At 41.3% G+C, this 23,218-nt stretch carries 24 protein-coding genes and 1 tRNA gene; all 25 read right to left on the bottom strand.

Annotation, left to right across the window (positions count from 1 at the left end; all coding sequences use genetic code 11):
• Positions 1–13: 13 nt before the first annotated feature.
• The 25 genes from DW642_RS07845 to DW642_RS07740 all read right to left on the bottom strand — a co-directional run bounded on the left by DW642_RS07845 (position 14) and on the right by DW642_RS07740 (position 23,217).
• Complete coding sequence (locus tag DW642_RS07845; RefSeq protein WP_117509817.1) at positions 14–580, bottom strand: hypothetical protein; 567 nt, start codon at positions 578–580, stop codon at positions 14–16.
• Complete coding sequence (locus tag DW642_RS07840; protein WP_055228064.1) at positions 570–1,160, bottom strand: GNAT family N-acetyltransferase; 591 nt, start codon at positions 1,158–1,160, stop codon at positions 570–572. Before DW642_RS07840 ends, DW642_RS07845 begins: the two co-directional genes overlap by 11 nt.
• Before the next feature lie 54 nt (positions 1,161–1,214).
• A tRNA-OTHER gene (locus DW642_RS15840) sits at positions 1,215–1,319 on the bottom strand.
• Positions 1,320–1,331: 12 nt separating this feature from the next.
• Positions 1,332–1,493, bottom strand: a complete 162-nt coding sequence (locus tag DW642_RS15835) for a hypothetical protein (protein ID WP_156327583.1) — start codon at positions 1,491–1,493, stop codon at positions 1,332–1,334.
• A gap of 197 nt (positions 1,494–1,690) precedes the next feature.
• Positions 1,691–2,125, bottom strand: a complete 435-nt coding sequence (locus DW642_RS07835; RefSeq protein WP_117509816.1) for a hypothetical protein — start codon at positions 2,123–2,125, stop codon at positions 1,691–1,693.
• Positions 2,126–2,228: 103 nt separating this feature from the next.
• Complete coding sequence (locus tag DW642_RS07830; protein WP_117509815.1) at positions 2,229–2,717, bottom strand: HAD domain-containing protein; 489 nt, start codon at positions 2,715–2,717, stop codon at positions 2,229–2,231.
• Between the two features lie 128 nt (positions 2,718–2,845).
• Complete coding sequence (locus DW642_RS07825) at positions 2,846–3,127, bottom strand: hypothetical protein (RefSeq protein WP_117509814.1); 282 nt, start codon at positions 3,125–3,127, stop codon at positions 2,846–2,848.
• A 90-nt stretch (positions 3,128–3,217) separates the two neighbouring features.
• Positions 3,218–4,348, bottom strand: coding sequence for a WYL domain-containing protein (locus DW642_RS07820; RefSeq protein ID WP_158554996.1), 1,131 nt, complete (start codon positions 4,346–4,348; stop codon positions 3,218–3,220).
• 278 nt (positions 4,349–4,626) lie between these two features.
• Entirely contained in the window at positions 4,627–5,454 is an 828-nt protein-coding gene (locus tag DW642_RS07815) for a hypothetical protein (protein WP_147326107.1), read from the bottom strand.
• Entirely contained in the window at positions 5,441–6,106 is a 666-nt protein-coding gene (locus DW642_RS07810; protein ID WP_117509811.1) for a hypothetical protein, read from the bottom strand. The genes DW642_RS07815 and DW642_RS07810 overlap by 14 nt, the downstream gene beginning before the upstream one ends.
• A complete protein-coding gene (locus DW642_RS07805; RefSeq protein WP_117509810.1) occupies positions 6,090–7,316 on the bottom strand; it encodes a hypothetical protein in 1,227 nt (408 codons plus the stop codon). The genes DW642_RS07810 and DW642_RS07805 overlap by 17 nt, the downstream gene beginning before the upstream one ends.
• A gap of 131 nt (positions 7,317–7,447) precedes the next feature.
• Entirely contained in the window at positions 7,448–7,957 is a 510-nt protein-coding gene (locus DW642_RS07800) for a L,D-transpeptidase (RefSeq protein ID WP_158554995.1), read from the bottom strand.
• Positions 7,958–8,263: 306 nt separating this feature from the next.
• Positions 8,264–8,542 (bottom strand): hypothetical protein, encoded by a 279-nt coding sequence (locus DW642_RS16235; RefSeq protein WP_242991154.1) that lies wholly within the window; start codon positions 8,540–8,542, stop codon positions 8,264–8,266.
• Complete coding sequence (locus tag DW642_RS07795; RefSeq protein WP_242991153.1) at positions 8,485–8,967, bottom strand: metallophosphoesterase; 483 nt, start codon at positions 8,965–8,967, stop codon at positions 8,485–8,487. The genes DW642_RS16235 and DW642_RS07795 overlap by 58 nt, the downstream gene beginning before the upstream one ends.
• Complete coding sequence (locus tag DW642_RS07790; RefSeq protein WP_117509808.1) at positions 8,964–9,353, bottom strand: response regulator; 390 nt, start codon at positions 9,351–9,353, stop codon at positions 8,964–8,966. The genes DW642_RS07795 and DW642_RS07790 overlap by 4 nt, the downstream gene beginning before the upstream one ends.
• A gap of 315 nt (positions 9,354–9,668) precedes the next feature.
• The gene (locus DW642_RS07785; RefSeq protein ID WP_117509807.1) at positions 9,669–10,517 is read right to left on the bottom strand and encodes a TIGR02452 family protein; all 849 of its coding nucleotides are present in this window, start codon (positions 10,515–10,517) and stop codon (positions 9,669–9,671) included.
• Between the two features lie 24 nt (positions 10,518–10,541).
• Positions 10,542–10,832, bottom strand: coding sequence for a hypothetical protein (locus DW642_RS07780; protein ID WP_055228085.1), 291 nt, complete (start codon positions 10,830–10,832; stop codon positions 10,542–10,544).
• Between the two features lie 121 nt (positions 10,833–10,953).
• Positions 10,954–12,696: an AAA family ATPase gene (locus tag DW642_RS07775; protein ID WP_117509806.1), complete on the bottom strand. Its 1,743-nt coding sequence runs from the start codon at positions 12,694–12,696 to the stop codon at positions 10,954–10,956.
• Between the two features lie 130 nt (positions 12,697–12,826).
• Positions 12,827–13,840, bottom strand: a complete 1,014-nt coding sequence (locus DW642_RS07770; protein WP_117509805.1) for a hypothetical protein — start codon at positions 13,838–13,840, stop codon at positions 12,827–12,829.
• Between the two features lie 109 nt (positions 13,841–13,949).
• Positions 13,950–14,873: a hypothetical protein gene (locus DW642_RS07765; RefSeq protein WP_117509804.1), complete on the bottom strand. Its 924-nt coding sequence runs from the start codon at positions 14,871–14,873 to the stop codon at positions 13,950–13,952.
• A 112-nt stretch (positions 14,874–14,985) separates the two neighbouring features.
• On the bottom strand, positions 14,986–15,897 hold the full coding sequence (locus DW642_RS07760; protein WP_117509803.1) for a WYL domain-containing protein: 912 nt from the start codon (positions 15,895–15,897) through the stop codon (positions 14,986–14,988).
• Positions 15,884–17,131, bottom strand: coding sequence for a WYL domain-containing protein (locus tag DW642_RS07755; RefSeq protein WP_117509802.1), 1,248 nt, complete (start codon positions 17,129–17,131; stop codon positions 15,884–15,886). The genes DW642_RS07760 and DW642_RS07755 overlap by 14 nt, the downstream gene beginning before the upstream one ends.
• Before the next feature lie 32 nt (positions 17,132–17,163).
• The gene (locus DW642_RS07750; RefSeq protein ID WP_117509801.1) at positions 17,164–21,237 is read right to left on the bottom strand and encodes a hypothetical protein; all 4,074 of its coding nucleotides are present in this window, start codon (positions 21,235–21,237) and stop codon (positions 17,164–17,166) included.
• Between the two features lie 89 nt (positions 21,238–21,326).
• Positions 21,327–22,307 (bottom strand): zinc ribbon domain-containing protein, encoded by a 981-nt coding sequence (locus tag DW642_RS07745; protein ID WP_117509800.1) that lies wholly within the window; start codon positions 22,305–22,307, stop codon positions 21,327–21,329.
• Positions 22,308–22,395: 88 nt separating this feature from the next.
• Positions 22,396–23,217 (bottom strand): hypothetical protein, encoded by an 822-nt coding sequence (locus DW642_RS07740; RefSeq protein ID WP_147326106.1) that lies wholly within the window; start codon positions 23,215–23,217, stop codon positions 22,396–22,398.
• Position 23,218 lies beyond the last annotated feature (1 nt).

Below are 23,218 nucleotides of genomic sequence, written 5' to 3'. Positions count from 1 at the left end.
AAAAAGTTCTCTTTTATTCTGTTCTCAGATCTTCTCTCGGCTGATTGGAAAGCACAATCACCATCTGCTTTCTGTGAACCGTTTCATACTGAACATCCATCCACATTTTCTCAACATGTGGACACTCTTCCATTCCGATGCCGTACACATACATATCATCGTATTTCTCCGGTATCTCACTCCGATATTCATAGTATTCAGATGACCAGTCATTTCGATTTACGATAGAAAAATGTCTGCCGATCTGCAGATACGGTTTTAGATCCCGGAACAAAAGCTTCTGTTCCACACTCCGTTTGATATCCCGCGGTTCTTCCGAAATCATAAGTTCCATCGCCGGATTCATTGTATCATCTTTACTGCACCAACATTCTCCTTCCGGTTCCGGCAAAGCCGTATAGACATCTCTGGAAAATTCCACATCCACCATTCCGACTCCATAGATGTAAAAGCCGGCATATTTCTGTTCCGGAATGTCTGACATCATCAGATAATCGTGGTAATAACCATCCTCAAAACAGATGGATAAGCGGACATTGCGTGCAACATATTTTCTCAGTTCTTCAAATTTAATTGCCATCAGAAAACTCCTCCTTTGTCAGTACCAGTTTTACTACTTCGTGTGCGAAAAAATTATCTTCTTTTTCGAAAATGTTACCCAGCACAACCATGACCGGGCCGTCCTCTACTTCTCTGAACCCCAGCTTCCGCAGCAGGCTGATCGTTGGTTCATTTTCTGTCTGGGTTGTCACATACAGCTTATCGATGAAAAGATTCTTTCCGTTTGCAGAAACCCCATCACCAAAGAGCTGATTAATCAGCTCTCGGCTGGCTTCTTCACAGTAGCCGTTTCTTCGGTATTCTCTGGCGATATAAAATTCAATTTCGTATTCGTCTTCCATTTCTCTATGTACGCCTACGTAACCAATAAACTTGTCTTTCTGCTGTTTGGGAAAAATGGAATAGGTGCAAAGCTCATGATCGGTTCTCTCAAAGTAGTTGGCAAACCCCATCACATGTTTTTCGGATGGGCTGACTCCGCAGAATATGTAGAAGTCGCCATCATCCCGCAGCATTTGTAAAAATGCCTCGGAGTCTCTGTCCGTCCGGCTTGGGAGAAGGAATAATCTTTCAGTTTCGATTGCAGATCCTGTGTTCATTTGTGATCTCGTCTCCATTCTTTTGTACGTTGACTGTGAGTTTTCATGTTTCAGGAGTGAGGGCTGGAATCGAACCAGCGACAATAGATCTTTTGCTGTACCGACCACACCCATGATCGGCTTGGTTTCTCTGCTCTACCATGGCTGAGCTACCTCACTCATATTTCTCTTTTAACTTTTGTATTCCTTATGTGATTCCACTCTGTCAGGAACCAGCCTGCTCCGCCGGAATATCTCCGCCGGTTCTTCTGCGATCTCACTCCAGCCGGCTTTCAACAGGAATTCTTTTGTTACGTCTGCTTCCTGAATTGCGAAAAGTTCGTTCAACGTCATATCGAGTTGTTCCTCCTGATCTGTTCGGTATTCTGATGCATCCGCCGGTGTTCTGATGTACTCCTATTATTCCACTTCTCTCCGGCATTTGCATTGAACTTGTGGTTTACTTTCCGGGTATGCCTTATCTTATCATGGAACCGTTCCTGCATGTGGACACTCTTTTGGCCACTTTTCTGTTTCACAGGATTTTACTTTCACTGTTCCCGAATCTTCAGATACTGCTCTGCCATGCAGCTAAGACTCTCTTCATCGATATTTTCAAGGAACGCATTTTGATTCCCGTACAGCGCTTTTCCAATCCGTTTAATCGCCTGAATTCCGACCACAAGCTTCTCATCTGGATATTCACAATAATTGAGTAATCTGCGAAGCGTCTTAAGACTTGGAATCTCTTCTTCCTCCACATACTCTGATAATTCGATGTCTCTCATCATGCTTGAAACTGTAAAGTTGTATTCTTCCGCTGTCCGCAGAAATCTCTCCGCATTGAACCAGTAATTTTTCCCATCCTCGCGGAGAATATTGGTGAATTTCTGAAGCAGATGCTTTTCCTGCAGGGTCACAGCACTTTCTCTCTTCACATCAGCTGGGATACGATAGACGGTTTCTTTTGTAATTTGATTTTTCATTTTGCTCCTCCTTCAGTATCTGGCGCAGAAAAACTTTTTTGTCACTTTACAATATATTTCCTATCATTCTGCTGATTCTCTTTCTCATTTGAGTACTCCTGTTTCAAAACAGCTTCAGATAATCCCTAAACACGATTGCCTCCACCGCCGGGGTTTCCGATGCAAATTGTGCGTTTTCGATTCCATTGGTGAGCAGCAGATGTTCCCAGAGTTTTCGGTCCTTTTGAAAGTCAAATCTGCAGTCATCCAGAACTACATACTCTTCAATCTCCGGATGTGCTTTCAGGTATTTCAAAATCCCTTCTCCCCTTTTGTACATCTGATCCTGTGTCTGCCCATCGATCGACAGCCCGCACAAAGCAAGTTTAGAAATGAGATACACATAATCATCATCTGTCGGTTTCATTTCTTTCCAGTCGGAAGACAAAACAAGATCTGCTCCACCAATTTTTTCAATTGTCTTTGCCAGGACTTCCACTCGTGCATCATCAATCCCCGTATATCCATCCGGGGTTTTCTGGACTGTGGTTGTGGTATTCAGCACTCCGTCAACATCCAGAAATATCACAAAACGTTTATGTCTTTTACACATGTATCTTTCCTCCCTGACCTTGGATCTGAAACAGCTTTTTGTTATGTGCCTATTCTATCCGCAATAGGCGTTGTTTGTGTAACGCTTCTTGCGGAACAAAAAAATAATTCATACTACAATTCCATTTTTCATTTCTGCAGATTTTCTTTTGACTGGAGATGGTATCGCCATCTTCCCGTCGTTTCCTCAAAGCTGTGAATCTGGATTTCTTCACGCATGGCAAGCTGCATAGCCCGTTCGCCAAAGGTTTCCAGATCTCTCGCCTTTTCTCTTTCCAGCGCAGCATGTTCTCTCTCATATGCAGCAATTGCATTTTCCCAAGTGGAATAAATTCCAAGCCACTCATCCTCATCATGAAATTCCTCATAGCCACGCACCAGTAGATAATGAACCTTACCTTGTTCTGTCATCGTAACAAACGCCTCCTTACGCACCCTGCAAAAATTTTTATATTTCCCTATTTTTACACACTTTCCAGAATTTTTCATTGAACTTCTGGTTTATTCATTGGTCTGATAAAGCCCTTCCAGTTCTTTCATTTTATTCCGAATCAGCTCCTGTACCGCCGGTGTCTCCACGATGACATCCCGTGAATTCATCATCGCCCAGTTTGCAATGAAATACGCGGTTCGATATACCAGCACCCGATCATATTCCTCAGTTCCGCCTTTCAGAAAATAGAATTCGTCATCAAACGTGTGGTACATGACGGTATAAGCATTTGGCGTTTTCCGCACCCGTAAAATAATGGGTTCCACACTGCCATAGCTGCCGCCCTGGTGTTCCGCTACATAACGATACTTATCCAGCTTCCTGTTCTCGTCTTCCAGTTCAGACATCGGACGGTATCTTCCCTCACCCGGCTCAAGCACCTGAATTTCGTCCATGCGTTCAATCGGATAATTGGACAAACCCTGATACGGCTCATGGTTTCCAACCAGCCACAGTTTCCCATTTGAACTGCTGATGAAATAAGGTGAAATGACATAGACCTTTCCACCATCGACATAAGCACGCTCCCCTGATTTCGTATACTGTATGAGTTTAAATGAGATTTTCCGAAAAAACTGTCCTGTCTGATTGCTCAGTGCTTCAAAGATTCTGCTCATATTCTCATGCAGATTTGTATAGTGGCACGGTTCTGCCCGGCGGACGACCTCTTCGCCTTCCATCTGCGGTATTTTCGGATATTTCCGTTCTTTTGAAACCTTCGCTTTTCCCACATCATCTAATAAATATTCCGGGGAAAACCTTTCCAGATAGCAATGATATTTCTTAATATTTCCTACTCCGGCACAGGTGATCAGATCTCGAATAATTTCCTGTTTTTCCTCCATCGTTGCTGTCATGGTAAAAGTATGTTCAATCAGAAATGGCAGTTTTTTCTGACTCAGTGGATGATTGTAATAGATAATATTCTTTTTATTATCTATCTTTCCATCCTCATCCATCTCGGTGATCGTAACAATGCCTTCCGCTTCCAGTTCAAAGACATCCTTTTTTACAGTTCTGATCTGGTTATCGCGTTTGTTCTTTTTCTTCTCTTTGTCTCCCTCTACGGAAATTTCCCCATAAACAGCATCGCGCAGTTTCCAAATGGATATTGGTCTTTCTATATTTGTCTCTTGCATTAGCTCCTGTAAAATTTTAAATTTTATATCGTTCTTTAAGCCCATTGTTTGTATTCCTCCACTTAATCTGAGTATCCAGTTGCTGGATTTTTCCTTGATCCTATTTCATTTTCGGTCTTTTTTTCTTTGTTGAGGCCATTCTAGCATTCGCAAGCGTTGTTTGTGTAACGCCTTATGAATTTAAAAAAATCATGCTGCCCATTCTCCGGGCAGCATGCATAACATCATCAAATTGCTTTTCTTTTTTCTATTGTCCTTCTTTCGGGAGTTTCTGTCCATTACCAGATTCTTGTTTTTTCAATCGCAGCAAGAAATGCGAGCATAGAAATTCTGCTATTGGTCAGCGTGCCTGATTCCGACAGAAAATCGTAAATCACGGTGCATTCCTTTCTTTTCATGACAGCTTCTGCCAAAGTATACAAAGATTTCACAAATTCCTGTTCGGCGCGGTCATATTCTCCTAATGCTTCTTTATCCTCACGTCCGTTAACCGGATCAAAACATGCCCTCACATACGCTGCCCTGGCTGCTTTTCGCTGCATCTCAAGATATTCTGCCTGTACCTGATCCGCAATTCCATCCAGTTCTTTTTGTAGCGTGTTATAAATTTCATTCAGCTCTGTGCGTTCGTACTTCTCTTTCGTGTCGTAAGACGGTACCTTGGGTTTCCATTGGGATGCCAGTTTGAAACTTTTGTTTTTCAAATCGACAACATACGCATAGCGCAGACGCATGGTTCCGCTCCATAAACCTGTCCGCAAAAACGGATGATTGGAATAGAAAAACTCGTAGGAACAGGATGAAAAATCCGCTCCGGATTGATCATATTTTTCCTGGTTATATTTATGTTTGAACATGATAAGGACTTTATCTTCTACCGTGGCTTCATACAGAAATCCACCATATGGATCATCTAATCTTTCCTTACGCAACCAACGGACATCAAACGGGGCGCGTGTCAGGAATTTCATTCCTACATCGCCCCACCACATTATCTCGTTTGTGTTGTGGAAGAAATGACCGTAGGTGCGGATGTCGCGGTAGAAGTTATCAGTTTGTGGGTTGAGGATTGAAGAGACTTGTTTAACTAACTCATTTACATTCATTTATTTTATTCGCACATTCTTTAATGAAATAACATAATTTTTCCACAATTACTTCTGCAGATTCATTAAAATTCACCGGAAAATTATAATAAACACTATTTTCGTCATATAACATTGAGTCTTCTCCACTCGCTGGATAATACTTTAATGAGCGTGGTTCTGCCTTTTCATAAATTTTTATTTGAAAAGAATTCAATACACAACTTACTTTCATATTACATTTAAAAAATCTGACAAACATCAAATCATATTTAATATTTTCATATTGTAATGGTATAAATTGAAATAATTTTAGACTCATATTTATATTAGTTTTTGAATACATTGTAGCAGCTCCTCCTCCATCAATCCCTCCCTTTTTATTTTTCCTTATGTACTCTGCTCTCGTTGTTGATAGTACATTGAAAATTTTTTCTCTTTTATCTGCTATTGATTCCGAACAACTTTTCAAAAGCATTGGATCTAATGGCAATAAATGAACATTTTGGGTTGTTTTGTCATATATAAATGACTCAAAAATTTTTTTGTCTTTTTCCGTAGGTGGATAAATTAATATTTCATACTTCTGATTAAACAAATATAACTTTCCTGCTACATATCCATCTCCAATGCCTATTTTATAATTAGATCCATCATCATTTATTACGTACATTCTTTTTTCTACCTTTCTTTCTTATAAAGCACAAACTTACTGTCAAAATCATCATTACTATCCCACCAAATCCCCCAATCATCACCCCTCTCCCTGAACTCAGGTAATCTAATATCTGCAACGCCGCCGCGACAATAGAAACAAATCCAAATACCGCAATAATCATACTCACTCGTGATTCCCGCTTGCTGTCGATGTGATCCTGTTCTTCGTTTAACAGTTCAATTTTTTCTTTGATCTCATCCAGTGCTTCATTCACGCCATTTTCTTTCTGCAGCGCTCGATATGTCTCACAGACATTATTCCATTTTGACATCTGGGATGGTGTCAGTGTTCCGTATGCGATGAATTCCAATGCTTCTTTTTTCAGTTCTCGAATACTCTGAGCTGAAATCCCCTGAAATCTCTCATGGATTTTTTCATTCAACAGCATACAAGTATATTTTTGATACATTACAATCATCGTTAGTGCCAGATCGTCTTCTGCTCGTTCTGGCAATGCTTCTGCTGTAATTGGAACTGTTTTCCCCGGTTTTGGACCATACGCATAGGCAATCTCCTGTGATGTAATTGCACATGCCCATCCATAATGGCTGTCATTTACATCCCTTGCCCCAGATGCATACTCAACGTCTTTCTCCGATAAATCGGAAAACTCCTTCGTTACATCAATCAGCCGATGTTCATTATAGGCAATTTTCTCCGCAATCTTCCGTTCTTCAAAACGTTTCGGAAGTGCCGCCACATTCAGTCGGTAAGCTTCTTTCATCATGTAGATTTTTGTTTTTTCGCTTTGGCCGAACCATTTTAACTGAACGTCATATTCCTTATGCCATGATTCAAATACTTCCTGTTCTAAGATCGCTAACAGGCTGTCCTGAATTTCCTGTTTTTTGTCATCTATGTATCCCGGATTGATTAACTGATAAATTTCCTGGACGTCTTTATTTTTATATGCCAGATACACAGTTAAAAAGGCAATTCCATTGTTGAAAGAAAATATCTGCAATTGCGTCAGATCATACGAAAAGGAGATCTTTACTGCTTCTTTCCATTTTTTCTGCACTATTGCAACCTTCTCCTCCAGCATACACCTTTTAACAAATTCGCCAGAGCGGCATTTTATGGATAGAATTTCCAGAAAATCATCGGAATCAAATCCGGAACGATCCTTTTCTTCATCGGATTGATCTTTCTGGTTTGTATTCATTTTTTCGCACTAAACGGTATCTGCTGAAAATCCCCTTGATATCGAAGAGGAAGTATGATATATAGACCTCGATCTATTTCTTCCGTATTTTTAACGTCTTCCCAGTATTTTTCCATCGCTCTCCCATCCCCTCAAAGGATTACCGTAGTTCCTACTTCTATATTTTCCAGCAGCCACTCTACATTTTTCTGGCTGACCCGAATGCAGCCTGCTGTGCCGGTATCTCCGTTGCTGATTGGCTCTGCCTGCTCAAATGTTTCAGATGTCACTCTGTCCATATAAAGATCACTGTGAATAAAGTAGTCTTCGAAAATCACCAGATAGCCAAAAAATTTTATCCGTTCATACTTTTTATGATAGCCGCTGATATATTCTTCTTTTACCTTTGATTTTTTTACAATATCAAACACACCATAAGGAGTTGGGGAATCTTCGCGGCCGAACAGGCATGGCATTTCCTTGATTTTTTCATAAATCGTATATTCACACGGGACAAAATCCTTTCGGATGCTGTAATTCTTCCGCAGAGCATGCTCATCTGCTTTTTTATAAACTTCAAGCTGATGTGCCTGTTGATTCAATTTCAACAAAAAATTTTCTGTACTGATTTTCTTTTTGACGATATAAATGTCATTTTCCATTACTTTTCTGTTTTCTCCCAGACTCATTTCATTAATTTTTCATTACACACTTTAATTATTTTTTATAATAACGCAGTCCGCTTTCTTTTGCCATTCTTTTTTTCATTATTTTAATATAAATTTGTTTTTTTCTCGTTTATTCATCTTTTATCTGATAATTCACTCTATCCGCGACCATGCACTTGAAAAGTATGATTTATATTCTTGCTTTCCATCTTCTACCCCAAGAATTTTTCCCGTCACATCATAACAAAAAACATCATGGATCAGCTGTTCCAGTTCGCATTCTTTTGCTCTTTGCAGCATTTACCTCGCATAATATTCTTTCCCTGTATCCAGGCAGATTGCCGCCAGTCTTCCATTGCTTTTCCCTGCTCCACAGTCGATCGCAATGTGATGGTTTGCTTTAAAAATATACCCTGGGCGGTTGTTCCCAAGAATATTCTGTGTCGGTGTATGTCCGCTGACTACAATGATATCATCGAAATACGGAATCTCGTAATCAATCCGCGTCCATACCAGATCATCTACCGAATATTCTTCCAGATGTTTTGTTTCTGAAAAATGATCCAGTCCGGCATGCACCAGCCAGTATTCCTGCCATTAACAATTTCCTTTCCGTATGGGCGGAATGATTTCATGTATTCTACTACCTGGTGCCGTTCTTCCTGCGGCAGTTTGCGAAAATCCTGGATTGTACTGGTACTGCCGTTCTGCGTCCAGTTGTCAAAATCCCGATACACCTTCGGCGGCAGTTTATCCAGAAAATTTCTCGAAACTTCCAGCACCAGAAGTTTGAGATTCGGTAGCGCCATAACTTCATGATTTCCTATGATCGGAATGATATTGGAATGTGCCATCATGTATTTCAGGATTTTCATTGGCTCTGGTCCACGATCGACTACATCGCCTAAGATATAAAGAGTATCTTCTTTCCGAATACCGATCTGCTCCAACAGCGTCAGAAACTGCTCATACTGTCCATGAATATCGCTCATCGCGTAAATCATCGATTCTTCTCCATTTCTCTTACCAGATCGCACAGCTCTTCTTCCCAGTCACTGATTTCCGAATACCAGATACAACCATACACTCCGGGAAGCTTCATATTTCTGGATGAGCATACGATAACCTTTGTCTGTTTGCCCTGCTCCTGCAGGAGCTGAACCAGCTTTTCTCCCGCCTCCGTATCACTGACAGCTCCCTGCTTCATGGGATAATGCATATCTGTGATAATCAAATCGAACGGTGCCCCAGCGTCTTCTGCATTCTTCAGCATCTGCAGACCATCCTCGACATTTGACACCAGTTCAATTTTAGCCACGCCGCATTGGTTCAATACCTTGCGGATTGCATTTGCTTTGTAAACGCTGTCTTCAAAGTTCAGAACCTTCATTTATCCTCTTCCCCTCTCCTGTTTGTCATAGCCTATTCTACTTATTACAGGCGATATTTGTATAACGCTTTTTATTCTTAAAAAATTAATCTTGTCTGCCTTTCATGAAGTCATATTTTTTGTTCGCTTTTACGTTCTTTCAGAGCCCAGCTTATAGAAAAGCCCGAAAATAATGAAAAAAAGACAATGCTGCAAAATGCGAATCGCAAGGAACAAATTTTAAAGCGTACCAGGGTACGACGAAAATCTGTGACACAATAATTCACACTCTGTGGTACTGAATTTTTTGCATTCTTTTCGGGGTTGCTATAAATTTTATTTTCTACCTCCAAGCGCCTGATTGAATGTATCATAATTTAACGTATCATTTTTGCCGCAGAACACCGCATATTCTATCGTTTCAAAATAGGATGCATATTTTTCCTGTACGCTCCGAAATGCACGTGCTACAATTCTCGGCGGGTTACAGAAAGCGCCACAGCCAAACGCGCCTAAAATCAGAACTTCCGCTCCGTTCGATGCTGCCGCCTGAAAAACACGTTCCATCCTTTGCATCTGAAGTTCGTACAGTGCTTTCTCACTAATCTTAACCGGCGCATTTCCTGCGGACGGATTCATGGCATTGCTTGGTTTCTTTCGGAGATTCGGGGCCGCGCAGGTAATGATGTCTACCTGATACCAGTCTTTTTCTTCCATTCGTTCCGGCGCAGAGGTATCGGTCTTAAATACGACGACTTCTGGTGTATATAGCAGATCATCATTATAGCGTGGATCGCCTGCTTTCCGGTGCGTTTGATAGAACTGATGCCACATCGTTTCTGTGTCCAGGCATGGATAAAGTGTGCTGCATCGGCAAAGACATTCTTCCTGTGCTGTGCTTCCCCGTGTTACACCGCCGCCGGGGTTGGTTGCAGAGGCGAAATTCAGGACACAGACTCGTTTTCTGGCTTTTGCGTATGCAGAGGCGGCTTCGAAGCTTCTTTTGGATGAAACAATCGTTTTGCAAGGTGATTTTCCAGATTCAGGAAGTGCAATCGCCTGAGATGGAACATACAGTTTTTGGTTCTGAATTGAAAGCTGAACTGCCTGCTGAAGCTTCTGGCTTGCTTTTATCATATCCATGGAATCCTGAAATATCGCGATATTATTACTTCTTCTATCCATTACACTTCTCCTCCCGTATTCCTATCATACAATGCTGTTCTGTTGAAAATCATACACCTTATCCTCCAGCTTCGTCCAGGCTTTTACATAGTCCGCATCGATAAAGCAGCCCCTTGCCTGTCGGAATGCACCTGGCTGCTTGCCGCCTTCCGTGGCATATAATCCTGTATCCCAGCAGCCTGCTGATAAGCTGTTGTCTTTCAGGATCAGTAAGCATACCTCGAAGTCATTTGGATAATCGCCATCCTTTATGTAGTGAAACCCGGTGAATGTAACGCGAATATTCTCTGCCATGTTTGCTGTCTTTTCTTCCATTTTTTCTCCTCATGATAGGCTTTTTCTTTTGAATATTACCATTTTATCTCATATCGAACGGAAAATGTTGACAGAAACTTGTCCGTATATAAAATTCAGGGCAATATCTCTGCCCTGAATTTTATAACAAATTGTAACTATTCAGAGCCCCATCCCGATTCCGCTTACGCTGCATCTCTTCTTCCATCACACAACACTGTTTTAAATGAAATGCAATCCCATACTGCACCATTTTTTTATAGCCCTCCTGCCACAGTGTCTGCGTATAATCTTTATCCCGAATCTGCTCCAATGCCTTCCGGCAATCTCTCTCCAGATCTTTTTTCTCATCTGTATACTTCACTTCTATCACAATTCCTGTTTCTGCATCTCCCGTTTCAATCACAATATCGCTGAATCCTTCTCCCGATTCTCGATTGGAAGATACACGCCAGTCATTTTTATAGCTTAAGATTCCAAGCAGAATTCCATGATAGAAATTTTCTTTCAGTGATTTCCGCACAAAGGTATCGCGTACGCTGACTGTCTTCTGCAAATACAAATTCAAAAGTCTTTCCACCTCTGCTGCTTTTCCGTCAAAGAGTGCCTGGCAGAACTGTTCTGCCATTTTCCCGTCTTTTTTCACTTCCTGCTGAAACAGTGTAAGAATCCGTTCTGTTATGATATTTCGAATTTCCCGGTTTGGAATTGCAAGGCAATAGCGGCCATCGCTTTCTCTTCCGCGCTGTGTCAGGTATCCAGTCATGAAAAGTGTACTCCACAGGTGATCCATGGTCGAATACAGGTCATTGTAGGTAACCATTTCATCGATTGGTTTGATCACTGTTTTTCCGTTTATCAGCCATTCCAGTTCTGTTTTTGTGAGCATATCCGGCTCGTTGATACTGTCTATAAAATGATGAATCACACTGTTCCCGCTTGTATTCATCCAGTAATTTTCCGGCTCGGCCTCTGGATTATGGATATGATCATTGCAGTAATTCACAACATCCCACGGACAGTACACATCTGCTTTTCCGAATCGGTATCCGTCATACCACTCTTTTACCTCGTCGTATCGGTCATCCATTTCATAGTCATGCAGCATGGTCTTTACTTCTTCATCTGTAAAACCGAAGGTTTCATCAAATTCTGTATTTGTAATCGAATATACTTTGAAATTGTTCAGTCCGGTAAAGATGCTTTCTTTTGCAATGCGCAGGCAGCCCGTCAAAACGGCAAAGGCGAGACTGCTGTTTGTTTTCAGAACATTTCCGAACATATTTCGAAGCAGCAATACCATTTCATCATAATATCCATTTTCATGGGCTTTTGCCATCGGAACATCGTATTCGTCAATCAGGACAACCACTTGCTGTTCATAGTGAACTTCCAACAGTTCTGTCAGTTCCTGAAGACTGCTGGTAATGGTGTCTTCTTCCATATTTCTTGTCAGCAGTTCTGAAAAAAGTGCTTTATCAATCCGGCTCAATTTGTCGCTTTTCAGAAGAAATTGGAATCTTCTTGCTTCACGATTGATTGTTTTTATGAGCTGCGCACGGGCTTTTTCATAGGAATCGGCATCAATTCCTTTTAAGCTGATGGAAATAACGGGATATTTTCCCATATATTGTTCGTAGATCTCCGAATTTTTGGAAATCTTCAAGCCGTCAAAAAGTGCAGAATCCGTTCCAATTTCAAAGAAATACTGAATCATACTCATATTCAGAGATTTTCCAAAGCGGCGTGGGCGCGTAAAAAGAGTGACCTCACTTCCGTTATTTAAAATCTGTTCTATGAGGGAAGTTTTATCTACATAATAGTAATTTCCATTGCGAATCTTTTTAAAGTTGTCAATCCCGGTCGGGAGTTTTGGTTTTCTCATCTTGAAACCTTCCTTTCCAACTTTTGTGGCTTTTGACACCAGCGGCTGTGCTTATGGTCTGATTTCTATTTTAGCTGGTTTTATTTGCTTTGGCAATGTCTCTGACGTTGTAAGTAAAAGAAAATAGCTATTAATCCCAAAGCCAATCGTTCATGTTTCCTTGAAAATTTCCATTAGAATCATATGAATTTCCTGTATTAGGATCATAATAATCGTTATACTCGTTACCTTTCTCATCGGTCCATCCTCCATACCATTCATCATGGATTTCACCACTTGAGCTTCCACCAGAAGAACTTGCCCCACCACTGTAATCACTGCCAGAACCAGAATCGCTATAGCCAGAATTGGAGCTTCCACCACTGTAGCTATAATCATTGCTCTCATCATAGCTATAGTCACTTCCACCACCGTAAGACGATCCAGCACTCTGCTCTGCCGCTTCCTCCGCCGCCTTTCGTTCTGCTTCTTCCTGCGCGGCTTTCGCAGCCGCCTCTTCCTCAGCTTTTTTCTTTGCTTCCTCTTCCGCTTTCTTTTTTGCTTCTTCCTCATCTTTCTTCCGAGCCTCTTCTTCTGCTTTTTCGATCACAGTTATTCTGTCATTGTATTTCTTCACGTATTCATCAATCGTACTGTTATATTCGTCAAAGCTGTCCTGCCCGATGGTATTATAATTTTCGAAATCACCTTTCAACGTATCTTTGAATACCGTAAATTCACTGGCGGCGTTTTTGAGTGCTTCCTTATCGTCCTCTTTTTCAACCTCATCGCCGATTTTATCCGCAATAGTTTTGATGGTATCGTCATATTCAGAAACAAAGGAATTCTTCATCTGCGCAATGATTTTTTCATAATGTGCGGAGCATTCCTCATAAGCGTCTTCTGTCTTTTTGTACTGTTCTGCACTCTCCATTTCTTGTTTCAGTGCTTCCAGCTTTTTATCCCGGTCTTCTTCTTTTTCAAACTTCTGATACGCCTCATCAATCTCACTGTCTTTCGTCTCAACCGCCTGTAAGCGAAGCTCTTCCTGATGGCGATCATACGCTTTTTTCGCAAAAGCTCCGATGATACAGATGCAGACAATGGCAATGCCAAACACTGCAAGCATAATGGCTGTCTTTCTTTTTTTGTTCTTTGTTTCCATTTCGAAACACTCCTCCCTTTAAATCTTTCTTTCAGTGTAATATATTTCGTTTTGTTTTTCAATGCATTCTGCATTGTATACTATCTTGCAGAATGCATTCATTTTTTTCTCAGCTAAACTCTCTCCGGAACATTTCGCGGAATGCCGCTGCAACTTCTCTCTGATACAATCTTGTCTTGGAAAATTTCATATGATTTCTTCTTGCTTTTTCTTTCTGTTCCGCAAAATACTGCTTCTGCCGTTCGATCTCTGCCTCATCCGGATCAAAGCAGAAACCGATCTGGAATCCTTCCTCGTCGTTAAATTTTCCCTGTTTAATCTGCTGATACAGATCCGGGGTTTCTTCGATAAACTGGAATACGCAGTCAAAATACCGCAGTTTGGGATTTACCTTATACCAGCGCTCTGCCACGCCTGGGATCTCACACACGCAGACAAGATGTTCCACATCATCCGCCAGCTGATGCAGTTTTTCACAGTACTCTCTGTTGTTCCAGAAACGATTGTCAATCTCTTTCCGGATTGCCCAGATCTTTTTTTCAAAAAACTCTTCTCCGTTTTCTTCCGTTCCCGGTTTGTAGTTATAATACTGTGATTCGGCAATCCAGTAGATCAGCTCGTTCATCATCGCATACACACTGTTTAAATCCCCAGCGCCATAAATCTCCTGCACTTCCATGCCTACTTTCAGGATATTTTCTCTTTCTATTTTGATCAGAAAGGCATAGGCATCTCCGCACAATGCTTCCCCAAGAAGTTTGATTGTCGAAATGGTAATGGATGGATCTTTATACTCCTCCCGCACCAGACCTCTGCAGTAATCCATCACACGTCCGATCGTTTTTCTGCTTGGAATTTTCTCGTTTTCCCCACGATCCAGCATTTCCATTTTAATCTGCATTCTTCTTGGATCGAAGTTATATTTTGCAGCCTCCTCAATATATCTCTGCGTGTTCAGCCAATAGGAATCCGTGCCTTCTTTAAATGTTTTGCAAAGCTGTTTGATCATTTTATCTTCTCTTGAAAGTTCCATGCTCCGTTTCCTCCCGGTTTTCATCTGTGTTTTTTACAGGCATAATTTGCTCTTTGATGAATCCCAGTATAGGCGCTCGGCAACCCCTTTTTGTGCAAAAAATGTTGCGACCTCAATGGCCGCAACGTTTCTGCATCTCTAATCTGTTTTTTATCTGTTCCACAAAGGCTTCCGGACCAGCAACCTTCAGGCTTGTTCCAAACGACAAAATCTGAATCATAAGATCGATTTCATCTTCTGCTTCATAGGTCAGTGTAATTCTGTAGCTATTTTCTTCTATCCTTTCCGTAGCTTTCTGATAAATCGAAAACTGCATCATAACTCTTTCCAGTGCCTGTCTTTCATCCTTTACTAAAAGTTCCACATTTCTTTTATCATGCACTTCTTTTTTTATCTTCGCTGTTCTAAAAGATCCGACGGTTTCGCATTGGATGATTTTGGAAACACTGATTGTATTAATTCTTCCTTTGTATACCGAAATCAATCGGAATTTGTCATCCCTTAAGGAGTACTCCAACCGAACCGGATTACATTTGATCCATTTCTCGGTTCCATTTTTTAATGGATATAAAACCCGGATAGAGTTTTTCTTTTTTACTGCTGACAGGATCTGACGAAAAATCTTAGTATAGGTTTCGTCTCCATACGGATCCCCATCTGCAAATTGATCAAAAAGCACAATATCTTTTGGCTGAAATAACGGTTCTACGTCCTCCAGTCCTGTCTGATCCGGCTGGAATAAGGCAATTCTTGGATCCGCCAGCAAAGCTTTTAACCATCGTTTTTCCATTATCGTGAGCGGCATGCTGGTTTTTCTGTGGATAACTGCTCTTCTCTCTTCATTCAGAAGCGGCCATTTTCCTTTTTCCGATAATTCTTTCGGAATCGTCAGGCTGCTTTCTGCAAAAGCCTTTTCCTTCACAATTTTCCAGATCGTCTTGTCAGAAATCTCTTCTTTCAAAGCAGCATCCAGAATTTCTGCTACCGTGCGGTAATAGTTTCCGTATATCTCATGAAATATCATTCTGCACCTCCCCAAAGTACATGGAATACAGCTGCTCCATATCCTGATCAAATTTCTTTTTCAGCTGCGGATTACTGCTTTCCAGTTTTTCAATTCTGCCCATAAACGTTCTAATCCACGGCATTAGTTCCATCGCATCGTATGTATCAACAACATACTTGTATTGCTGGTCTGTGATCTTATAGACACGGCCATTTCTTTTTTCACGTTCCAGACGTCTTACGATAAACTCCTCGCCCTCCGCTGCCTTTACTGTCATTTCAATGTGCGTAATGTCCTTCGCACTTCCGGAGCTAACTCCCCACAAATAGGATTTGCTCGCCTGATATTCATTTTCAAACTTCTGATATTCGTCACATCTTATTCCTGTTTTCACCTTCTTTATCCTGTCCACCCGGATGAAATCGAGCCCTGCTGCTCCAGATACATGACCCAGAACATATTCTCTTCCATTCTGCGTGCTGACATATAGCTTGATCGGATATAGTTTGATTTTTCTCTCCTGCTGTTTTTTACCGATTGCAACAAGCTCCAGATATTTCTTTTCTGTAATCCCCTCCAATATTGCTTCAACAATTTCACTGTCAATGGCATGTAGCATATAGTGGTGTTTATACCAGAAACTGGACGGGCATCCCGCCAGTTCTTTTCGATCAAGCAAGAAGGAACCAACTATGCCCATCGGCTCTGTTTCAGAGAAAAATTCAATTGCATCCTGCCAGGAAACCAGATCAACCGCATCCGCCGACAGAGAATAATACTGCTTTTTCTTTCCTTCTGTTCTGACTTTTAGAATTCCAAGTTTCTCATACTCCTGCAATTTTAATCGAATCGTTCTTTCATTAATCACATTCTCCTCTCCGGAGAATCCATATTCCTGCAATTCACCGGCAATGTTTCGGAATGCCAGTTCTTTTCCTCCTGCCAGCATATCAAGAATGCAAAAATGCAGCAGGATATCATAATCGGAAAAGTTCTTTGTTTTAAACGCCTTATAAAGCGGGTTGTGAACCACCTCTCTGCTGTCGACAGAAATGATCTGTGCTTTTCCGGAGGCAGACTGCTGAAATGACATATAACCATCCAGCCAGCTTTCGATCTGTCTGCGCCGATTGTCGTATGTTCTTCCGCTCTTGTCCGAAAAATCACTGCGCTTCTTAATACCATAAATAAAAAATTCTCTGATGTAATCCCGCACTTCATCAAAGCTTCCAATTAATTCTTTATATGCCAAAATGATCCCTTCTCTCTTCTCTTATGTTTTTCTCACTGCCTCCAGCTCCTCTCGATTTCTTCTGTCACTTTTCTGATTACGTCTGGCTGCTCGGCCTTTTCAGCCAGCTCTTCTAATTCTGCCAGCAGCGCTCTCTTCGTTCCTTCTGCTGTCGCGATCTCATCCGGGATCAGTTCTGACAGACGGAGCAATTCTCTGGAAAATCTTTTTATCTCAATCAGAACAGCACTTTTATGAATCAAATCTGTCTCGCTTCTCAACAGCCCCGTTACTTTTTCCATAAGACATGCATACTCACACGCCATCCATTGAAACAGTTCTTCGGATGTCCGTCCATCTTTCTTTTCCAGACTTCTTTCATACCGGATGCAGATCCAGTTATAATAGGAAGGAATGAACATGAGCTGATAGTCCTGATCCCCCCGAATATAATTCTCTCGGAAATGGAGCGACGCATAGCTTTCTTCGATTTTTCTGTTTAACTCCTCGTATGCTTCCAGATCCTCCTCATACAGCTCCTGCAGATATTTTTCCGTAAAACGATTGACGATGATCAGAATGCCATCTCCTGCATCTTTCTTTGCGATAAACGTATCGGAGCTGCAATACAGCGCATACGTTTTTTCCCAGGATGTCATCTTCTGCTGACAATCTACTTTTTCTTCTTCGATGTAATTCGAATACAGACCGATACTTTTTTCTCTTACCTTTTGATCATAAGCCCGAAGAAAAGTAAGAAACATATCCTCAAGTCTTCCAATCCGCTCCACTTTGTTTTCTTTTCCATAGATTTTAATTACCTGCTCAAAAAGCTCCAGATATTCCACAATCAGACCTTCCGATTCCTGCGGGAAGAATTCAAAATTTCTTCGAAAATACCGTTCCCTCAGCCAGGGATAGACGGTCTCCGCATTCTGCCCCTCGAAAATTTTCTTCAGATATTCCAGCAGATTTGCAACATTTCGGATGACCGCCATTTGATATCGCTTCAACTGTTCTTCTGTTAAAGTTTCTTCCCTTAATCGCAGAAGGAACAATCTATCGCTGTATTCCTCTGGCCGGAAAGATGTAATATTCTCTGCCAGTTCTTCCAGTTGATCGATTGTGTGATTTACAATATTTTCCCAGAAAATAACTTTTTTTATTTTTGAAATACGTTCATCATTTTCCAGTTCTTTTTGCTGCTCTGCCATTTCTAAAATACGAAGCATCGTTTCTTTTCTGTTCTGATCTATTTTTCCAAGCTCCGGCTGCTGTAAAACAGTATCTGCCAGCATCTCATAGGCATCTAGCAGCACATCATAAATCTTATTTCTAAGCGATTCATCCCGAACGAGCGGAAGAAGCTGCTCCAGATAAACTCCGTAGGAATTCCCGGAAAAAAATCCTCTCTGATCCTTTCTATCCTGTTTTACCAGATTTACAAAAAACGTCACGGCACTTTTCTGATCTTTCCAAGCTCCAACAATCTCCCGAACAGCAGCCATTCTCGGTTCATCAGAATATGCGTCAAGATCATCTCTCAGCTTCATCCGATCCGCTGTGAATACCTGAAACCACTCGTCCACGCTCCCATGTTCCATACAATGTGAAATTAGTTCCTGTGTATATTCACATGCCAGACGATCGGATTCACGATACCAGGATTCACGATACCAGGGTGCACGTTTTTGAAACTGAATGGGAATTTTTCTAAAATCTTCTGCGGATAAGATCTGCATTTTTCCGTAATGTAGAAGTCTGATCTGCCACAAAACATCACACTTCAGGTTTTCATTGATCTGGCTGGCATAATACGTCTGCGGTGCTCTGTCATACTGCATATGGATCAGACTTTTTACGTATTCCTCCGTTGTCTCACCAAAGTCCATCCGTCTGGCAGCGCCATCAACGTTTAATGCTCTTCTTACATACTCTCCCCATTGCTTTCCATAACCCTCTTCTTTCCAGTCTGCCGTCTGACACCAGCTGACCAGACTGATCCGGTATCTGCATACTGCTTCTTCAGCAGCTTCCGAAAGACTTTCGAATATATACTGCCCATACGCTTCATTCGCAAATTCATACCGGTTCTCTCCGGCGGCTCTTTTTACGGTCAAAAGTGGAAGAATATCGTTCAGTACACCAACGACATCATAGGATATTCCGGTAAACAGCACGAGTTCACAGATTTCCCTCAGTGTAGCAGATCCAAAAACAGCAATCGCTGCACTGATTAGCTGCAGGGTATGGAGACTGGTTCCGCAATACCGCTTCTGCAATTTTTCCATATAATTTGCCGCAACATCATACGCAGTGATTTTCGTATCTGCCTTTAGCACACTGTCTCCCCTTGCCAGATACGGCCGGATATACAAAAATTTCCGTTGTGCCTTCTCTATGATATCATTCGCCTGCTCATCCGACAGTTTTTTGTAATTCTTCTGCAGATATTTTTTGAGCAGCGCAAGATAGCATTCATTTCCGCCGTCAAACCGTACAATCCTGCCAGCTTTTTTCTCCGCTTCTCTGATCCACTCTCTTGCCGTTCCCTGCAGATCTTCCTCATCCTGGATCCGGGAAAGAAGAATCAGATAAATATGATTTTCTTCCGGAAGAGCATTCAAAAAGACAGGATCCGGGATCGCATCCAGAACAGAGCCTGCATTACTGCCTAATTCGTCGATTCCGTCAAGGATATAAACCAGTTTCAGTTCTTCCTCTGTTCCCTCGTGATCGGTCAGTTCCTCTTCGTAACGCTCTCGGAACAGTTCCAGATACTGGCAGAATGCTGCTGGCGCATCATCCCCTCCGTGTTCCATCTGCTGGCGGATATCTTTTCCGTCTATGTAATAGTCTTCATTATCCATTTCCAGCTGCTCGCCGGCAAAGGAACTCAAGTTACTACTTAATGCGGTAAAAAAGTCTCTTGCCGGATTTTCCTCGCGAAACTGCATATCACGAATATGATATACACGCACCACCGCTTTTAAATCTTCCTGCAGAATTCCTCTCTGATATCTTCCATCCAGTTCGTGCGCCAGGGTGGATTTTCCCATTCCTCGCTCCATCTGAATGTGAAGAACACCTCTGTCATGTTCTTCCATAAAAGTTCTGATTTCATCCAGTACAAACTCCGGTTTCTCATAGCCAGGTGCACAATTCAGACATGCATATGCTTCACGGTCACTGCTCTTGGTAATCTGCCGTTCTTTTTTTCTTCGCTGGGATTTTTTTCTTCCATCTAGCATGGAATATATATTCTCATAATAAGGATTATTTTTTAACCGCCGCGGTGCATCCAGATAATTTGTGATCTCGGCATATTTTTGTCTGCTGTAGTAGGAATCAAAAAAATAGTCGTTCTCTTCAAAAGAATAAATATATTCCGAAATCGGGTACGTCTGTTCTCCTACTTTCAGCACACTGGAACCATCGCTCTCTTTTTCAATGGAAATCCGGCCATAAAACTCTTTCAGAAGCGTATTTCCATCTCCCCGAAAATACAGGGATAGTCCCTGTACCAGATCGTAAACCTGTTCCCAATATGCTTCTGTATTGATGAACAGCGTGCCGTGGCCGATGGTCTTATTTCTCCAGTTTCCGATATCTTCATACCTCCCCTGTTCCCTTATCTTTTTGGGTTTGACCTGGAACAACAATAGGGTTCTTTCCAGAATTTCTTTCAAATTTTCATCGAGCGCAAATACACTCGAATTCTCGACGATAGATGAGGCAAGCTTTCTCCAGCTCCCGATGGATAGGGGTTCTTTTACCATGCAGGACAGGATGTCTCTAACTTTCTCCTGCAGTTCAGAATCGCTCTCTGGCGTTTCACGCCCTGTGAGAAAATCTTCCTGTTCTTTCTTTAATTGCGTCTCTGACATTCGGACAAAGGCACGGTCACTTTCCATTCGGGCACTGATTGTGATGATCGACAGGATAGACGGCAGTTTGATGCTGATTTCATAGATGTCTTTCAGGCGGAATAAGGCTCCGCAGATATCATCGTTTTGAACGCTTTGCTGTAAAAGCTGATATTCTTTTTTCAGAATGGCCGGGATGTTCTGAAGCTCCTCTTCCCTGACCCAGATTTTTTTATCTTTTACTGTTTTTTTGAAGTCCAAATGAAATTCCTCCAGACTGTTTTTCGTCTGCCTCGTGTATTTTCAACAAATCCAATATACAAAACCGGGGAGGTCTCCCTCCCCGATATTTAAAATTTCTTTTCTCTGATATAGCTCTCCATACCAGTAATGCTCTCCTCCGCATCCGGTACGATTCTTGAGTCAAACGATGCTGTTTTTGTAATACCGCAGATATCCAAATCAACAAATTTGAGTGTATAGTACCGTGTTCTAAATATTCCGGTCTTGAATTTCTTTAAGCGGTCTACCTGCGTTACTCCATTTACATCCTTATAGAAAATTTCAGCAACGTGTTCCTCGTAGACAGTGCCTGTAGAAATATCAACATTTCCATTATATACCAACATTTGTGTATCTGTAAATGCATATACAGTAACCTGCACTAAAAGATATCTAGGCATGCCATCCCTTTCCATACGATATCCCTCAATAGGGTCGTTTGTAAAAAGTTTTGACATCAGTTTGAAAATTTTAAATCTTTTATTCTCTCCAATGCCAATTCCGATCGGTTTTTCACCAGCGCCTGCAATCTGAATAGGCTTAACTTCGCTTATCTGCTCTCGATCAACATGAAATCTATGAAGTGCACGAGCTTTCAGCATCTCAATTGAATTCTTTGTTGCTGTATCAACATTTTTTTCTCCAGCTCCGGTAACTCTGATATAAATTGTGAGTACAATCGACACACAGAATAAAATTGCTGCTAAAGTTTTGATCATACCACATAAGCCTGCAACCGGACTCACGCCATAATAATATGCAGAATCAAATTGCCCCTTCAATATCGAAAAGATGATCCATACTACTGCCGATAACCACATAAGATCATTGAATCCAAAGAAATAACTTCTTATTATTAGTTTAGATTTCAAAAGATCAATCCCTGATCCCTGATTTTCTGTTTGGGCAGCTGATACATTCGCAGAACAATGTACGTTACCTGCCATACCTGCCTGATGATTCGTTGTGCTGTTTCCAATTGGTGCCCCGCACCCTGTGCAAAACTTATCTCCGGGCTTTAATTCCTTACCACACTTTGGACAATTCATATGTTGTCTCTCCCTTCTCTTTTGTCTTGACACGAATATGTTTTATTTGTGTCTTTATTATCTAAAAACAGCAACTGCTGCTTTTAAATTACTTATTTGTAATCTCTAAATATGTAGAATACAACGCTTTTAAGATGTCAATTGTCTGCTCCGAAACTGTGCACTTTGGCATTTTGATTTCTTTAACGTTTTTCATTTCATATCTGCCAAGAAAAGACCATGTAATCTCATTGGTGTAAACATTCATTGACCATTTTGTATCATTTTTATTTTTAGGAATTCCTATGACTAGCTTTGTATTATAATCTTTCAGATCTATTTCAAAATAATATCCATCATCGCCTAACAGTTTATCTGCCTCTTCCACTTCTTTCAGCAAAGTTAATGTATCGTCTGCACTTCCATGAATGACTTTATCCATCAGCTCTTTGGAAACACCTTCCTCTTTTAATGAAGTTATCTTCCGATCCAACACTTTCTCAATCTGGTCATAAGAAATTTTCACATCACCGGAAATTGATTTTATAAATCCCCCTATAAAAGGACTGCTGTCTGCGGCCTTCTCAACTGCCGCATTCACGAGTGGCCCCACATCAAACACAACATTCCCCTGTTTATCCGCATATATCTTAAGGTACGTTGAATTCCTGTAGATTAAGTCGCCGCTGATTACGTCTTTACTCTTTTCCCCCTTTATCGTTCCCTCAAACGAATTTCCCAGAAGTTTAAGGTTCATACCTTCCACTTTTCCCTCAACTACATATTCATACTGTTTGTTTAACAGCTGATCTGCCATCTGTCTCAGTTGAATATACGGTATAAAATGCAGATACAATAGTATTCCGATGACTGCTGATAGCATCACGAATCCACAAATAATGCTGATTATGATTGTTTTCTTTTTCTTCACA

Source organism: Blautia sp. AM23-13AC (assembly GCF_003435675.1).
Lineage (GTDB): Bacteria > Bacillota > Clostridia > Lachnospirales > Lachnospiraceae > Fusicatenibacter > Fusicatenibacter saccharivorans.
This window is presented reverse-complemented; position numbering and strand designations above follow the sequence as displayed.

Bases quoted from the DNA above. Each gene is read 5' to 3' on its own strand.
- DW642_RS07770 (WP_117509805.1), bottom strand. From the start codon at position 13,840: ATGGAAACAAAGAACAAAAAAAGAAAGACAGCCATTATGCTTGCAGTG.
- DW642_RS07745 (WP_117509800.1), bottom strand. From the start codon at position 22,307: ATGAATTGTCCAAAGTGTGGTAAGGAATTAAAGCCCGGAGATAAGTTT.
- DW642_RS07780 (WP_055228085.1), bottom strand. From the start codon at position 10,832: ATGGAAGAAAAGACAGCAAACATGGCAGAGAATATTCGCGTTACATTC.
- DW642_RS07775 (WP_117509806.1), bottom strand. From the start codon at position 12,696: ATGAGAAAACCAAAACTCCCGACCGGGATTGACAACTTTAAAAAGATT.
- DW642_RS07820 (WP_158554996.1), bottom strand. From the start codon at position 4,348: ATGCAAGAGACAAATATAGAAAGACCAATATCCATTTGGAAACTGCGC.
- DW642_RS07795 (WP_242991153.1), bottom strand. From the start codon at position 8,967: ATGATTTACGCGATGAGCGATATTCATGGACAGTATGAGCAGTTTCTG.
- DW642_RS07790 (WP_117509808.1), bottom strand. From the start codon at position 9,353: ATGAAGGTTCTGAACTTTGAAGACAGCGTTTACAAAGCAAATGCAATC.
- DW642_RS07800 (WP_158554995.1), bottom strand. From the start codon at position 7,957: ATGGAAAATGACATTTATATCGTCAAAAAGAAAATCAGTACAGAAAAT.
- DW642_RS07815 (WP_147326107.1), bottom strand. From the start codon at position 5,454: ATGAATGTAAATGAGTTAGTTAAACAAGTCTCTTCAATCCTCAACCCA.
- DW642_RS07785 (WP_117509807.1), bottom strand. From the start codon at position 10,517: ATGGATAGAAGAAGTAATAATATCGCGATATTTCAGGATTCCATGGAT.
- DW642_RS07835 (WP_117509816.1), bottom strand. From the start codon at position 2,125: ATGAAAAATCAAATTACAAAAGAAACCGTCTATCGTATCCCAGCTGAT.
- DW642_RS07830 (WP_117509815.1), bottom strand. From the start codon at position 2,717: ATGTGTAAAAGACATAAACGTTTTGTGATATTTCTGGATGTTGACGGA.
- DW642_RS07765 (WP_117509804.1), bottom strand. From the start codon at position 14,873: ATGGAACTTTCAAGAGAAGATAAAATGATCAAACAGCTTTGCAAAACA.
- DW642_RS07845 (WP_117509817.1), bottom strand. From the start codon at position 580: ATGGCAATTAAATTTGAAGAACTGAGAAAATATGTTGCACGCAATGTC.
- DW642_RS07825 (WP_117509814.1), bottom strand. From the start codon at position 3,127: ATGACAGAACAAGGTAAGGTTCATTATCTACTGGTGCGTGGCTATGAG.
- DW642_RS07760 (WP_117509803.1), bottom strand. From the start codon at position 15,897: ATGATATTTCATGAGATATACGGAAACTATTACCGCACGGTAGCAGAA.
- DW642_RS15835 (WP_156327583.1), bottom strand. From the start codon at position 1,493: ATGACGTTGAACGAACTTTTCGCAATTCAGGAAGCAGACGTAACAAAA.
- DW642_RS07805 (WP_117509810.1), bottom strand. From the start codon at position 7,316: ATGAATACAAACCAGAAAGATCAATCCGATGAAGAAAAGGATCGTTCC.
- DW642_RS07840 (WP_055228064.1), bottom strand. From the start codon at position 1,160: ATGAACACAGGATCTGCAATCGAAACTGAAAGATTATTCCTTCTCCCA.
- DW642_RS07810 (WP_117509811.1), bottom strand. From the start codon at position 6,106: ATGTACGTAATAAATGATGATGGATCTAATTATAAAATAGGCATTGGA.